The organism is Granulicella arctica, assembly GCF_025685605.1.
GTDB lineage: Bacteria > Acidobacteriota > Terriglobia > Terriglobales > Acidobacteriaceae > Edaphobacter > Edaphobacter arcticus.
Map to the genome: position 1 here is coordinate 3,675,722 of NZ_JAGTUT010000001.1, position 13,201 is coordinate 3,688,922.

10 protein-coding genes are annotated in these 13,201 nt (G+C 59.7%); 9 read left to right on the top strand and 1 reads right to left on the bottom strand.

Annotated elements, in window-relative coordinates; all coding sequences use genetic code 11:
• Positions 1-26: 26 nt before the first annotated feature.
• Positions 27-677, bottom strand: coding sequence for an alpha/beta hydrolase family protein (locus OHL20_RS15695; protein ID WP_263384118.1), 651 nt, complete (start codon positions 675-677; stop codon positions 27-29).
• Positions 678-706: 29 nt separating this feature from the next.
• Here OHL20_RS15695 and meaB point away from each other — a divergent pair, with 29 nt between their 5' ends.
• The 9 genes from meaB (at position 707) to OHL20_RS15740 (ending at position 12,951) form a co-directional block, all read left to right on the top strand.
• A complete protein-coding gene (gene meaB / locus OHL20_RS15700; protein ID WP_263384119.1) occupies positions 707-1,915 on the top strand; it encodes a methylmalonyl Co-A mutase-associated GTPase MeaB in 1,209 nt (402 codons plus the stop codon).
• Positions 1,915-2,556, top strand: a complete 642-nt coding sequence (gene tsaB, locus OHL20_RS15705; RefSeq protein WP_263384120.1) for a tRNA (adenosine(37)-N6)-threonylcarbamoyltransferase complex dimerization subunit type 1 TsaB — start codon at positions 1,915-1,917, stop codon at positions 2,554-2,556. Before meaB ends, tsaB begins: the two co-directional genes overlap by 1 nt.
• Positions 2,553-3,017, top strand: coding sequence for a GNAT family N-acetyltransferase (locus OHL20_RS15710; protein WP_263384121.1), 465 nt, complete (start codon positions 2,553-2,555; stop codon positions 3,015-3,017). The genes tsaB and OHL20_RS15710 overlap by 4 nt, the downstream gene beginning before the upstream one ends.
• A gap of 28 nt (positions 3,018-3,045) precedes the next feature.
• Positions 3,046-3,687, top strand: coding sequence for a phosphatidylserine decarboxylase family protein (locus OHL20_RS15715; RefSeq protein WP_263384122.1), 642 nt, complete (start codon positions 3,046-3,048; stop codon positions 3,685-3,687).
• Positions 3,687-4,547: a CDP-diacylglycerol--serine O-phosphatidyltransferase gene (pssA, locus tag OHL20_RS15720; protein WP_263384123.1), complete on the top strand. Its 861-nt coding sequence runs from the start codon at positions 3,687-3,689 to the stop codon at positions 4,545-4,547. Before OHL20_RS15715 ends, pssA begins: the two co-directional genes overlap by 1 nt.
• A gap of 54 nt (positions 4,548-4,601) precedes the next feature.
• Positions 4,602-5,660 (top strand): Asd/ArgC dimerization domain-containing protein, encoded by a 1,059-nt coding sequence (locus tag OHL20_RS15725; RefSeq protein WP_263384124.1) that lies wholly within the window; start codon positions 4,602-4,604, stop codon positions 5,658-5,660.
• A 135-nt stretch (positions 5,661-5,795) separates the two neighbouring features.
• Positions 5,796-9,026 carry an efflux RND transporter permease subunit gene (locus OHL20_RS15730; protein ID WP_263384125.1) on the top strand — a complete coding sequence of 1,077 codons (3,231 nt, stop codon included), beginning with the start codon at positions 5,796-5,798 and terminating at the stop codon, positions 9,024-9,026.
• 11 nt (positions 9,027-9,037) lie between these two features.
• Positions 9,038-10,786, top strand: coding sequence for an efflux RND transporter periplasmic adaptor subunit (locus OHL20_RS15735; RefSeq protein ID WP_263384126.1), 1,749 nt, complete (start codon positions 9,038-9,040; stop codon positions 10,784-10,786).
• Positions 10,783-12,951 (top strand): TolC family protein, encoded by a 2,169-nt coding sequence (locus OHL20_RS15740; protein WP_263384127.1) that lies wholly within the window; start codon positions 10,783-10,785, stop codon positions 12,949-12,951. The genes OHL20_RS15735 and OHL20_RS15740 overlap by 4 nt, the downstream gene beginning before the upstream one ends.
• The last annotated feature ends 250 nt before the right edge of the window (positions 12,952-13,201 follow it).

Consider the following 13,201-nt stretch of genomic DNA (forward strand, 5'->3'; position numbering starts at 1 on the left):
GTTTGTGATGAATGGGTGTGGGGTGGCTAGAGGCGTTTTCCGAGGAAGGTGGCTGTGGCCTGGAGGATGCGAAGTTGGGCGGTGGGGGAGAAGTGGTGGCCTTCGTTGGGGAAGAGCTGGATCTGGTGGGGGATGTCGAGGCGGGTGAGGAGGTCGTCGAGTGTGCGGGCTCGAGAGACAGGGACTATGGTGTCCTGCTCGCCGTGGAGGATGAGCGTGGGTGGGAAGGTGGCTGTGGCTCCGGCGATGTAGTCTCCGTCGAGACCGCCGGAGACTTCGACGATGGCGCGGACGCGGCGGCGGTTGGGGAGGGTGGCGTGGGCGAGGGAGAGGAAGGCTCCGAGGGAGATGCCGAGGAGGGCGATGCGGCGGGGGTTGACGGTGGGGCGGGCGGCGATGGCTTCGAGGGCGTCACTGAGGGTGTCGAGCCAGAGGGGGACGTGGACGCCATCGAGGATGGTGGCGGTGTCGGCGCGGATGGTGCCGGTTCGCTCGAAGTAGTGGACGGCGTAGAGGGCGACGCCGAGGCGGGTGATGAAGGGAGCGATGCTATCGAGCCAGAAGGAGATGTTGCCGCCTGATCCGTGGACGAGGAGGACAGCTGGGAAGGGACCGGGGCCTGCTGGCTCGATCTGGTCGAGGCGGATAGTCTTGTCTCCGCTTTGGAAGGTGATCATGCAGATGGGATGCCGGGGGTGCGGGGAGGGTGCGCGGTATCATCGCTGACGTGGATGTGCGCGAGTTGGACAGGCAGGCGCGGGGGATGGTGGAGCGGATGCGGGCGGGGGATGTACGCTCGCTGGCCCGGGCGGTGTCTTTGGTGGAGGATCGGGGAGTTGGGGCGGCGGAGTTGCTGGCGGCGTGTGCTCAGTTCGTGGGGAGTGCGGTGCGGGTGGGGGTGACGGGGCCGCCGGGTGCGGGGAAGAGCACGCTGGTCGACCAGATGGCGCGATGGCTCAGGGGACAAGGAAAGACGGTTGGGGTTGTGGCGGTTGATCCCTCGAGCCCGTATACGGGTGGGGCGCTGCTGGGGGACCGGATACGGATGCAGGGGTTTGTGGGGGACGATGGCGTGTTTGTGCGGAGTATGGCGTCGCGGGGGGCGATGGGCGGACTGGCGCAGGGAGCGCGGGATGTTTGCTCGGTGCTGGAGGCGGCGGGGCGGGAGTTGATCCTGATTGAGACGGTGGGGGTGGGACAGGATGAGGTTGCGGTGATGGGGCTGGCGGATGTGACGGTGCTGGTGCTGGTGCCGGGGATGGGGGACGACGTCCAGAGTTTGAAGGCGGGTGTGATGGAGGTAGCGGATGTTTTTGTGGTGAATAAGAGTGATCGGGGTGGGGCGGAGCGGGTGGAGCAGGAGATTCGGGCTGTGCAGGGGTTGGTGGCGAATGAGGGATGGGTGCCGGAGGTGGTGCGGACGGTGGCTACAACGGGTGAGGGTGTGGGGGAGTTGATGGGGGCGGTGGAGCGATTTCTGGCTGGGAAGATCCGGCGGAAGGCGCCGGTGGGGGGAGGTTTGCGGCTGGATCATCTTGGGGTGGCGGTGCGGAGTATAGAGGGGGCTCGGAAATTCTATGAGGCGCTTGGGACTCGGGTGAGTTCCGAGGAGATTGTTGAGCATGAGCAGGTGCGGGTGGCGATGATGCCGGTTGGGGAGAGCCGGATTGAGTTGTTGGAGGCTATGGCGGAGGAGTCGGTGATTGGGAGGTTTGTGGCGAAGCGGGGTGAGGGGCTGCACCATGTGGCGCTGCGGGTCGGCGGGGTGGATGCTCTGTTTGCGCGGCTGACGGCGGATGGGGTGCGGCTGGCGAGTGATGCGGTTCGTGTGGGTGCGGGCGGGCATCGGTATTTTTTTGTGCATCCGTCGAGTACGGGTGGGGTGCTGGTGGAGATTGTTGGGGATGCTGAGTGATGAAGCTGTTGCTGATCGATACGTGTGGTGCAGAGGGTAGTGTGGCGCTGGCGGAGGGTTCGCAGGTGTTGGCGGCGGAAGTGTTGCCAGGGCGAAGTGCTTCGGAGCGGCTGGTGCCGGTGATCCGGCTGGCTCTGGAGGGGCAGGGTTTGCGGCTGGGGGAGTTGGCGGCGATTGTGGTGGTGCATGGGCCGGGCTCGTTTACGGGGGTGCGGGTTGGGCTGAGTGCGGCGAAGGGTTTGAGTGAGGCTGCAGGGGTGCCGCTGGTCGCGGTGTCCCGGCTGGCGGTGCTGGCGCGGGGAGCGGGGCGGGTGCTCGCAGTGCTTGATGCGGGGCGGGGTGAGTTTTATTTTGGGGAGTATGTGGATGGGCGGTGCGTTGGGGAGTCGCTGGTGACGCAGGCAGAGCTGGTGGAGGCGGTTGGTGGGGCGGAGGTTGTGGTGTGTGAGGCGCGGGTGGTGGCTGCGCTTGAGGGAGTGGTACGGGTGCGGGTGGTGGCGGAACCGGTTGCGGGGGATGTGGTGGGGATTGGGATGGAGCGGGTGGAGGCTGGGAGTTTCGATGATGCTGCCGTGGTGGATGCGAATTATCTGCGGCGGACGGATGAGCAGCTATTTGCGCGGCCTAAGGTGGCGGTTTGATCGAGATCGTGATTGCGGCCGCTCGGGCTGAGGATATTGCGGAGGTGGTGCGGGTGGAGCGGGAGGCTGTGGAGGCTCCTCATTGGGCTGAGGGGGAGTATGTGGGGATGGTGGGGGCGGGTGCGGTGCGGTGTCTGTTGGTGGCGCGCAGGGATGGGGAGATCGTTGGCTTTGCTGTGGGGCATCTGGTAGGGGATGAGGCGGAGCTTGAGAGTGTGGTGGTGCGGGCTTTAGAGCGGCGAGGCGGGGTTGGGAGAGCGCTGTGTAGAGCGGTGATCGCGTGGGCGTGGGAGAGCGGTGGCGAGGTGATGGACCTCGAGGTGCGTGCTTCGAGTGGAGCGATTGCGCTGTATCGGGGATTGGGATTTGATGTGGTGGGACAGCGGCGGGGATACTATGCTGCTCCTGATGAGGATGCGGTGTTGATGCGGCTTGTGCGTGGAGTTGTTGATCTTGAATAAGCCTAAGGGCCATATAATGGAATGAATTATGGTTCGTGACGGTTTTCTCTATGCATTTGGGCTGGGAGTGGTGGCGGTACTTCTATGGTGGCTGACGCACATCACCTTGCTGGCCGCGATTCCTGTCGTTCTGGCGATATTTTTCCTTTGGTTCTTTCGTGATCCGAACCGGAAGATTCCTGCAGAGCCGGGGCAGATCGTTTCGCCTGCGGATGGTGTCGTGACCGAGGCCGAGTGGATTGAGACGGTGACGGGCAGCCGGTTGCGCCTGAGCATCTTCCTGAATGTGTTTGATGTGCATGTGAACCGTGCGCCGGTGAGTGGCACGGTGAAGATCGTCGAGCATCGCGATGGGCAGTTTATGAATGCGATGAATCCTGAGTCTGTGCTTTATAACGAGCAGACGCTGGTGGTGATTGAGGGCGACGGATACGATGTCGGCTTCAAGCAGATTGCTGGATTGCTGGCTCGACGGATCGTCTGCAACGTGAAGCCGGGTGATCGGGTTGAGCGTGGACAGCGTGTTGGGTTGATCAAGTTTGGTTCGCGAGTGGATGTGCTGATGCCGGCCGAGGCGAATCTGCGGGTGAAGATGGGAGCCCGTGTAAAGGGCGGCTCGACGGTGCTGGCGGTTGTTCCGCAGCCGGACGACCTGGTGTTGGAGGCCTGATGGCCGACGAGGCGTCGGGACAGATTCTGGATGAGGGCAAGGTGCGGCGTCGTCCAAGCCGCGGCATGTATGTGTTGCCTTCGCTGTTTACTGCGGGGAATATTGCGGCTGGCTATTATGCGATCACGCAGGGGATTCAAGGTACGCTTGCCGATCCGTCGTACTTCGATCGCGCTGCGCTGGCGATCGGGTTTGCGGTGTTGTTTGATGGCGTAGATGGCCAGGTTGCGCGCAGGACACGGACGACGAGCGACTTCGGCAAGGAGTTGGACTCGCTGGCGGACGTGATCACGTTTGGTGTTGCGCCTAGTTTGCTCGCCTATATGTGGGGCTTCCGGATGCTGCCCGCCACGGTGGATGCGTTGATGCGTGCGCGGATACTGCACCTTGGCGGATTTATTTGTTTTTTGTTTCTGATCTGCGGGGCATGCCGGCTGGCGCGGTTCAACATCAGCATCAATCCGCAGCCGCGGAATCCGGGGCGACCGGGGTCGAAGTATTTTGTTGGTATGCCGATTCCTGCGGGAGCCGGTGTGATCGCTTCGGTGATTCACTTCTTTAACGGGCATGCGATCTATAACCCATGGAAGTCGTTGCTGTGGATGGGGCTGATTGCGGGTACGGGATTCTTGATGGTGAGTAGCTGGCGTTTCTGGAGCGGCAAGGAGATCAGCGCTGGGGATCGACATCCGTTCCAGCTTGTAGTGGTGCTGGTGTTTGTGATCGGGCTGCTGCTGCTGTACTCGGAGTGGACGCTGATTTTGCTGGCGCTGGGATACCTGGTGTCCGGCGTGTTTGCGCGACTGGCGTATTCGTGGAGCCGGGATCGCCGTCATGCTTCGGCCTCTGGCGGAGCTTAGATAATCAGATTGCGGCAGACTTGATCTGCCAGCCGTGCTGGGCGCGGAGAATGGATGACAGTGGCAGACGGGGTATACAGGATCGGGATTGTGGGCGCTTCGTCGCTCGCGGGTAAAGAGGTTGCGGACGAGTTGGGTGAGTCGTTGTTTGCGACCTCAAGCGTGGTGCTGCTGGACGATGAGGACGTGACGGGACAGATCGCCGCAGCGGGTGATGAGATCTCGTTCATTCAACGGCTGGATGCGGATTCGTTCCAGCGGATGGACTTTGCGTTCTTTGCAGGAACGGCTGAGGTCACGAGGACGCAGTGGTTCCATGCGCGGAAGGCTGGGGCGAGCATCGTCGATTTGACGTATGCGCTTGAGGCGGAAGCGGACGTACTTGTGCGGGCGCCGTGGATCGAAGAGGCGCTAGCAGGCAAGGGTGCCGGGGCGAAGCTGCCCGACCTCAATACGCCGGGCGTAATTCCAGCGCATCCTGCTGCGGTGATGCTAGCTCTGGTTGCTTCGCGATTGAATGCCGGACCGGGCGTGTCGTCGCTGGCTGCGACTGTGATGGAGCCTGCATCGGAGTACGGACGACTTGCGATGGATGAACTGCACCAGCAGACGGTGAAGCTGCTTTCGTTTCAGCCGTTACCGAAAGATCAATATGACGCGCAAGTCTCGTTCAACCTGCTGCCCTCGTTGGGTGAGAGCTCGAAGATTGATCTTGGCCGGACGCAGCAGCGGATTGCGACTCACTACGAGGTGCTGTCGCAGGGACGACTGCCGGAGATGACGGTGCAGCTTGTCCATGCGCCGGTGTTTCATGGGTATACGGCCTCTGTTCTGGTGGAGTTGACGGAGGCTGCAACGGTGGCGCAGGTTGAGGCTGCGTTGCTGGGTGCGCATATCGACCTCGTCGGTGCGGAATCGGATCCGCCGAGTAATCTGAGTGCGGCGGGGCAGGAGAATGTTCTTGTACGTGTGACGAGCGCTTCGAATGAAGAGGGAGCGGCGAAGCGCTTCTGGCTTTGGCTTGCTGCCGATAATCTGAAGCTAGCTGCGGGCAACAGCGTGGCGTGTGCGCTCGAATTGCGTAGGTTGCGCCCGCGCGGAAAAGTTCAGTAATACTCAGCGCGTGTTTACGGAATGCGCTTTTCTGTTGATGGCTTCGCTTCTTAGAATCTGAAACGATTGAGCTGTAACTGATCGTCTGCAACTTGCATCCAAACGTCCATCGACTTGTTCGAGGGATGAAGCGGCATGTGGATTGTCAGGCTGGCGCTCCGTCGCCCCTATACCTTTGTAGTGTTTTCGTTGCTGATGCTGCTGCTTGGTATTGGGACGTGTATCGAAGCGCCCAAAGACATCTATCCGTACATTGATATCCCCGTGGTGACGATCGTCTGGAGCTATAGCGGTCTGCCTCCGCAGGATATGGAGGGCCGCATTGTTACGGTGTGCGAGCGGGCGCTCTCGACGACGGTCAACGACATTGAGCATACGTCCTCGGAGAGCTACCAGGGTGTGGCGGTTATTCGGGTTTTCTTCCAGCCGACCGTAAAAGTTGAGTTAGCGTTGTCGCAGATTACTGCGGTCGTGCAGACGATTCTGCGTATCCTGCCGCCGGGTACGTATCCGCCAAATATTTTGAAGTATGACGCTTCGAGTGTGCCGATTGTGCAGCTTGGCTTGTCTGGTGAAGGACTGACTGAGGAAGATTTATATGACCTTGGGCTTTCGTTCATTCGGCCACGACTGGCGAATGTTCAGGGTGCTTCTGTACCGCTGCCGTATGGGGGCAAGGTGCGGCAGGTGCAGGTCGATGTCGATCCGAATTTGATGTATGCGAAGCATCTTTCTGCGACAGATGTGTCGACGGCGCTGGGTCAGCAGAATTTGATCCTGCCTGCGGGCGTGGCGCGGATTGGCGACCGCGAATTTATTGTGAAGATGAACTCTTCGCCTACGGTGGTGTCGGCGTTGAACGATCTGCCGATTCGCGCGACGAACGGTGCTGTGGTGCAGATGAAGGATGTTGCACAGGTGCGACTTGGGTACGCGCCGCAGGTCAACATCGTGCGTGAGAATGGGAAGCGGTCGGCGCTGCTGACGGTGCTCAAGAATGGTGAGACGTCGACGCTCGACATCGTGAAGCATGTGAAGGCGATTCTGCCGCAGGTGAAGGCGGGGCTTCCCCCGGCGCTGCAGATTACGCCGCTGTTCGATCAATCAATATTTGTGTCGGAGTCGATCAGCGAGGTGGTGCGAGAGGCCACGATTGCGGCGGCTCTGACGGCTCTGATGATCCTGTTGTTTCTTGGGTCGTGGCGTTCGACTTTGATTGTTTGCGTGTCGATTCCGCTTTCGATCGCAACGTCGCTTGTGATTTTGTATGCGCTGCAGCAGACGATTAATGTGATGACGCTTGGTGGGTTGGCGCTTGCGGTGGGCATCCTCGTCGACGATGCGACGGTGGAGATTGAGAACACGCATCGGAATATGAGTGAGCGTAAGCCGCTGGTGCGCGCGATTCTGGATAGCGCCCAACAGGTGGCTGCACCGGCGTTCGTGTCGACGCTTTCGATCTGCCTTGTGTTTACGCCGGTGGTGTTGCTGAGTGGGCCCGCTCGGTACTTGTTTACACCGCTTGCGATGGCGGTGGTGTTCGCGATGATGGCTTCTTATTTCCTCTCGCGTACGCTGGTGCCGACGATGATGCACTTCCTGCTGGATGCGGAGATCGGGCTCTACCAGGATCCTGAGAAGGCGAAGGAAGAGGAGAACGAGAACTGGATCTGGCGGGTGCATTCGAAGTTCGATCGCTGGTTTGAAGAACGGCGCGAAGGATACAAGAAGGTTCTGGAGTGGACGCTTGCGAGCCGTGGACTGACGATTGCAGTGTTTGGATTGTTTGTTCTACTTTCGCTTCCGCTTGTGTTCATGATCGGCAGTGACTTCTTTCCATATGTGGATTCGGGGCAGATGCGGTTGCATGTGTATCCGCCGCAGGGGATGAGGCCTGAGGACTCTGAGCAGTATTTTGCGGCGATTGAAAAAGAGATTCGCAAGGTCATTCCGGTGGACGAGGTGAAGCTGATCCTCGACAACATCGGGCTGCCGAACGGCGGTATCAACCTTGCGTTTTCGGATAGCTCGGTGACATCAGATTCTGATGGGGACATCCTGATTTCGCTGGCACCGGGTAAGCGGAATACGCAGCTTTACATGCGGCAGTTGCGGCTTGATCTGCACAGTAAGTTTCCTGATGGCACGTTCTTCTTTACGCCTGCAAATATTACGAATCAGATTCTTGATTTTGGTTTGCCTGCGCCGATTGATCTGCAGGTGAGTGGGCGTGGCAAGGGCAACTATGAGCTGGCGCAGAAGTTGCTGAAGCAGGTTCAGTCGATTCCGGGCGTTGCGGATGCGCACATTCATCAGCAGATCGCGCTGCCCACGATTGATGTGAATGTAGACCGATTGAAGTCGCGACAGATCGGGCTGACGCAACAGGATGTGGCGCAGAGCATGTTGATCTCGCTGACGGGTACGGGACAGACGGCTCCGAATGAGTGGCTAAATCCGCAGAATGGCGTGAACTACCAGGTGGTGGTGCAGACACCGCAGTATCGGATCGATTCGCTGCAGGCGCTGGCGCGGACGCCGGTGACTTCGCCGAATGGCAATGCGAGCCAACTGCTTGGTAACGTTGCTAATTTTCAGCGGGACATTACGCCGGTAGTGATCGATCACTACAACATTCAGCCGGTGTACGACATTTATGCGGAGACGGACCAGCGTGATCTTGGGGGCGTGGCCACGGACATCCGCAAGATTATGGCGAACGCCAAGCAGACGCTGCCCACGGGGACGACGCTGGCGCTGCGGGGCGAGGTGCAGACGATGACTGACTCGTTTACGAGGCTAGGCATCGGCATTATTTTTGCGATCCTGCTGGTGTACCTGCTAATGGCTGTGAACTTCCAGAGCTGGCTTGATCCGCTGATTATTTTGATGGCGCTTCCGCTCGCGTTTTCGGGTGTGTTGTGGATGCTGTTTCTAACGGGTACGACATTTAATGTGCCGTCGCTGATGGGCGCGATCATGACGATTGGTGTGGCTACGGCGAACAGCATCCTGATGGTGGTGTTTGCGAATGATGAACGCGCTGCGGGTAAGGACAGTATTGAGGCAGCAATCAATGCCGGGTACACGCGGTTGCGGCCGGTGTGTATGACGGCGCTGGCGATGATCATCGGGATGCTGCCGATGGCACTGGCTCTTGGTGAGGGCGGGGAGCAGAATGCGCCGCTTGGGCGTGCGGTCATTGGTGGACTTCTGCTGGCAACGCTGGGCACGCTTTTTGTTGTACCGATCATGTACTCGTGGCTGCGGACGGCTGCTCCGCGGGACTATGACAAGGAGATTGACGAGGCGTATCACGAAGGCGACGACAAGGAATCGAAGCAGGGACAGCCGCAACCGGCTTGAGTGAATACTTTATGAGTGATGAGCAGCAGGACGACCTACGCGACAAGAAGCATGATGAGCTTGGACGGCGCACGTATCCCGAGGATGAGCGGCTGCGCGAGATCACGGAGTATCCGGATCGGCGGCTGACGCGTGAGGAGTGGGAGCGCGAGGAGTCTGCGGCTCGGCAGGCGGCGCATAAGAAGCATGAGCAGGTCGCGCACGACCGCGAGGTGCAGCAGGAGTTCGATAAGAAGAAGCACCAGAAGCATCGCAACTGGGGAAAGATTCTGCTGTGGGTTGGCGTGGGTGTTGTGGCGATGTTGCTTATCTTCCTGTTGGGTTATCTGCCGCATCGTGCGGAGAAGAAGAAGGCGGATGCGGCGGCGAAGCAGCGGGATGAAGAGCAGCCGAAGGTGCAGGTGATCCAAGTGAAGCGCTCGCATGCGCCCGGTGAGTTGACGGTGCCGGGAACGACGTCTGCGCAGACGGAGGCGTATCTGTATGCGCGGGCTAATGGGTATCTGAAGAAGCGGTATGTGGATATTGGCGATCACGTGAAGAAGGGGCAGTTGATGGCGCTGATCGATGCGCCGGATCTTGACCAGCAGGTGCAGCAAGCGCGGGAGCAGTTGCGGCAGGCGGAGGCGCAGCAGGTCCAGCAGGAGGCGACGCTTGCCTTGAATCGTGTGACGTATGAGCGGTGGCGAACACTGGTGGCGAAGGGAGTTTTTTCGCGGCAGGATGGGGACCAGCGTGAGGCGGATTTTCTGGCGCAGCGTGCGGTGGTTGGGTCCGCTGAGCGAAATGTGGAGAGCTATCGTGCCAATCTCGCAAGGGCGATTGCGCTGCAGAGTTATGAGCGGATTACGGCTCCCTTTGATGGCGTGGTGACGCAGCGGAATACGGATGTGGGCGCGCTGGTGGGGGCTTCGGGATCGGCGTCGATGATGCCTATGGATTCGTCGCAGTCGTCTACGGGCGGCACGGCGAGTGTAGGTAGTTCGAATACCAGTGGTAGTTCGGGGAATAGTAGCCAGGCTGCTTCGCCGTCGACTGGAAGCGCACAGGGTGGCGCGATCTTTGGGGTGGCGCAGTTCGATACGCTGCGGATACTTGTCTCGGTGCCTGAGGGGTATGCGTCGAGTATTCAGCGGGGGATGCCGGCGAAGGTGTTTGTGCAGGAGAGGCCGGACCGACCGATCAACGGGACGGTGACGCGGACGGCAAATTCGCTTGATCAGAACACACGCACGATGCTGGTCGAGGTGGATGTGCCGAACCATGATGGCAGGCTCTATCCCGGGATGTATGCGGTGGTGAGCTTTGTGCAGGTGCGTGGTGTGTCTCCGCTGACTGTGCCTGGAGATGCGGTGGTGGTGCGGCAGGACAAGAACATGGTGGCGATTGTGCGGGACGAAAAGATCCGGATGGTGCCGGTTGAGATTGGCCGGGACTATGGGCCTTCGGTCGAGATCCTGAATGGTCTGCATGAAGGCGACTGGGTTGTGACGACGGTGACGGATAGCGTGCAGCCGGGCGTGAAGGTTCGTCCGCAACAGACGCAGGAGGCGGGAGAAGATAGCGGCGGTGGCGGTGGAGCGCAGCAGGACAAGGCTCCTGACTCTGGACCGAACCAGTACGGGGATCAATCGATTGTGAACTCGAAGAGCGAGAGTACGAACCAGAAGGGCAAGCCGGGGCAGGGGAGTGGCGGCGGCTCGGATCAGAAGTCTGGTGGCAAGCAACAGAAGCAGAGTAAGGATGGGTCAGGGAAATGAAGGGGTCTCGGATAGTTCGGCGATCGTTTGTTGGCGCGCTGCTGACGGCTGGTGCTGCTGCCCAGCAGGGGGTGCAGCCTCCGCCGTTTACTGCGCCTGCGCCGCCGATGCCGAGCATCCGTCAGTCTCCGGGGCAGCAGCAGGTTCCGGCACAGCAGAAGCCTGGGGTTGGTCCGGATGCTCCGCTTCCGCAGCCGGATAAGACTACGGTTGATCTGCGAAACCTCGCACCGTTGAGTATGCAGCCTGCTTCGCCAGCAGAGGGGTCGCAGAGTTTGCAGCGAACCGGGGATAGTTCGGTGCTGCCGAATAAGGAAGCGCCGTCCGGATTCAACACGCGGCTTTTCAGTTTGCGTGGGCCGTATCGGGCGGCTCGTGTGCCGGAGCTTCCTGCGGGATCGATGGTGCGGTTTGGTGGACTGGTGCGGGATGGAAAGCTATACCTGTCGCTGCACGATGCGATTGCGCTGGCGATTGAGAACAACCTCGATGTGGAGGTGAGCCGTTACGGCTTGTCGCTTGCGGATACGGATGTTACGCGAGCGCAGGGTGGGGGAACGCTGCGGGGCATCGACCTCACGGTGCAGCAGACTGCTCCGGGCGTTGGCGCGGCTACGAGTCCATTGCTGATTACGGCTACTACGGGAACTACGGGTTCGACCAATGCGACGATCATCGACCTGTCGCAGGTAACGCAGACGGGCAGTGGCACGCAGCAGAATCTGTCTGAGAATGGGAGTTCGGCGTTTGCTTCGGGTCCGGCACTACCGCTGTTCGATCCGACGTTGATCGCGGAGGCTGGGTATTTGCGGCGTTCGGATCAGTCGTCCCTGATTGATACGACTACAGGCGGCTCTGGAGGAAGTGGCACGGCGAGCCAGACTGCGCCGCTCGACTATGTGAGTACGGGGATCGATTATCAGCAGGGATTCTCTACTGGTGCGCAGATCGATGCGTACGTGAACAACGCTGCGCAGGTGCTGTATGCGAGTGGATCGCAGGTCGATCCGTTCCATGCGCCAAGTACCTCGTTCACGATTACGCAACCTCTGCTTCGCGGTCGCGGGCGCGAGGTGAACCTGCGGTTTATTCGGATTGCGAAGATTGACCAGAAGGTCTCGCGGCTGCTTTTTGAGGAGCAGTTGCTGGAGACGATCTATGGTGTGTCGCGGCTGTACTACGACCTGGTTTCGCTGGGCGAGAACATTGGCGTGAAGGAAGAGTCGCTTGCGGCGGCTCAGAAGCTTTACGACGATGACAAGAATCAGGTAGATGAAGGAACATTGGCTCCGATCGAATTGATTCGGGCTCAGGCATTGCTGTCGTCGAGTCGGCTGGATCTGATCCAGGCTCAAGGCGAGTATCGGCAGGAAGAGGTGATTCTGAAGGAGCAATTGCTGCGAAAGCTTGGTGATCCGACTGCGAATGTGACGACGATTGTACCGACGGACAAGATTATCGTTCCTGATGCTGCACCTGCTCTGGATGTGCCATCGCTGATTACGGATGCGCTGGCGAATCGGCCTGATCTTGCGCAGGCTGGCTTGCAGGTGAAGGCGGATGAGGCTTCGGTCAAGGGCTCGAAGAGCAGCCTGAAGCCGCTGCTGAATGTGTATGCGAATGTGCAGACGCGCGGATCGTCGTTGGTTCCCTATGAAACTCTGGGGTCGATTGGGACTGGCGATGTGACTGTGCCTGCGGCGCTGACGCAGGGCGGGTTGCGGCTATCGACGATCTATCAGGGGGGTGTGCAACTGAATATGCCGCTGCGGAATCGCATTGCACAGGCGGATTACGCGCGCGATGCGATTCAGCTTCGCCAGGCGCAGGGACGGACGGCGAAGCTCGAGAACGACATTCGGCAGCAGATTGAAAATGCGTCGATTGCGCTCGAGAACGCTCATCAGGCTTACGGAGCGGCGGTTGAGAGTCGTAACTATCAGCAGCAGCTTTTGCAGGCGGAGATCGACAAGTTTACGGTAGGGGCGAGCACGAACTTTCTGATCGTTCAGGATGAGGCCTACCTGGCGCAGGCGCGGTCGACCGAAGTGGCAGCGCGGTCGGACTGGATGAAGGCCCAGATTTCACTGGATCGAGCGCTTGGGAACCTGCTGGAGAAGAATAACGTGGTGCTTGAGGACGCGATTCAGGGTCAGCTTCGGTAGGTGTTTTGAAGAAAAGTTATATGAAATATGAAATTTGCAAAATCCGTGCTATGATCTTACATAGACGAGCGAGAGAGATCCGCAGTCGAAGATTTTCGATAGACGCAGGGTGAGCGTTAGTCGATACAAGTTGCGTCACTGGCCTCCCGGCATGAACAAAGGATCGTTCATGCCGTCCTTTTTTTAAGGTGGGCCACAAAACGCGACACTCCGCTTATCTCATGATGACTGCAGGGCAGCGGCGACCGTG

Excerpts from the sequence above, each read along its gene's own strand:
- OHL20_RS15695 (WP_263384118.1), bottom strand. The coding sequence starts at position 677 with ATGATCACCTTCCAAAGCGGAGACAAGACTATCCGCCTCGACCAGATC.
- OHL20_RS15725 (WP_263384124.1), top strand. The coding sequence starts at position 4,602 with ATGACAGTGGCAGACGGGGTATACAGGATCGGGATTGTGGGCGCTTCG.
- tsaB (WP_263384120.1), top strand. The coding sequence starts at position 1,915 with ATGAAGCTGTTGCTGATCGATACGTGTGGTGCAGAGGGTAGTGTGGCG.
- pssA (WP_263384123.1), top strand. The coding sequence starts at position 3,687 with ATGGCCGACGAGGCGTCGGGACAGATTCTGGATGAGGGCAAGGTGCGG.
- OHL20_RS15740 (WP_263384127.1), top strand. The coding sequence starts at position 10,783 with ATGAAGGGGTCTCGGATAGTTCGGCGATCGTTTGTTGGCGCGCTGCTG.
- OHL20_RS15730 (WP_263384125.1), top strand. The coding sequence starts at position 5,796 with ATGTGGATTGTCAGGCTGGCGCTCCGTCGCCCCTATACCTTTGTAGTG.
- OHL20_RS15715 (WP_263384122.1), top strand. The coding sequence starts at position 3,046 with ATGGTTCGTGACGGTTTTCTCTATGCATTTGGGCTGGGAGTGGTGGCG.
- OHL20_RS15735 (WP_263384126.1), top strand. The coding sequence starts at position 9,038 with ATGAGTGATGAGCAGCAGGACGACCTACGCGACAAGAAGCATGATGAG.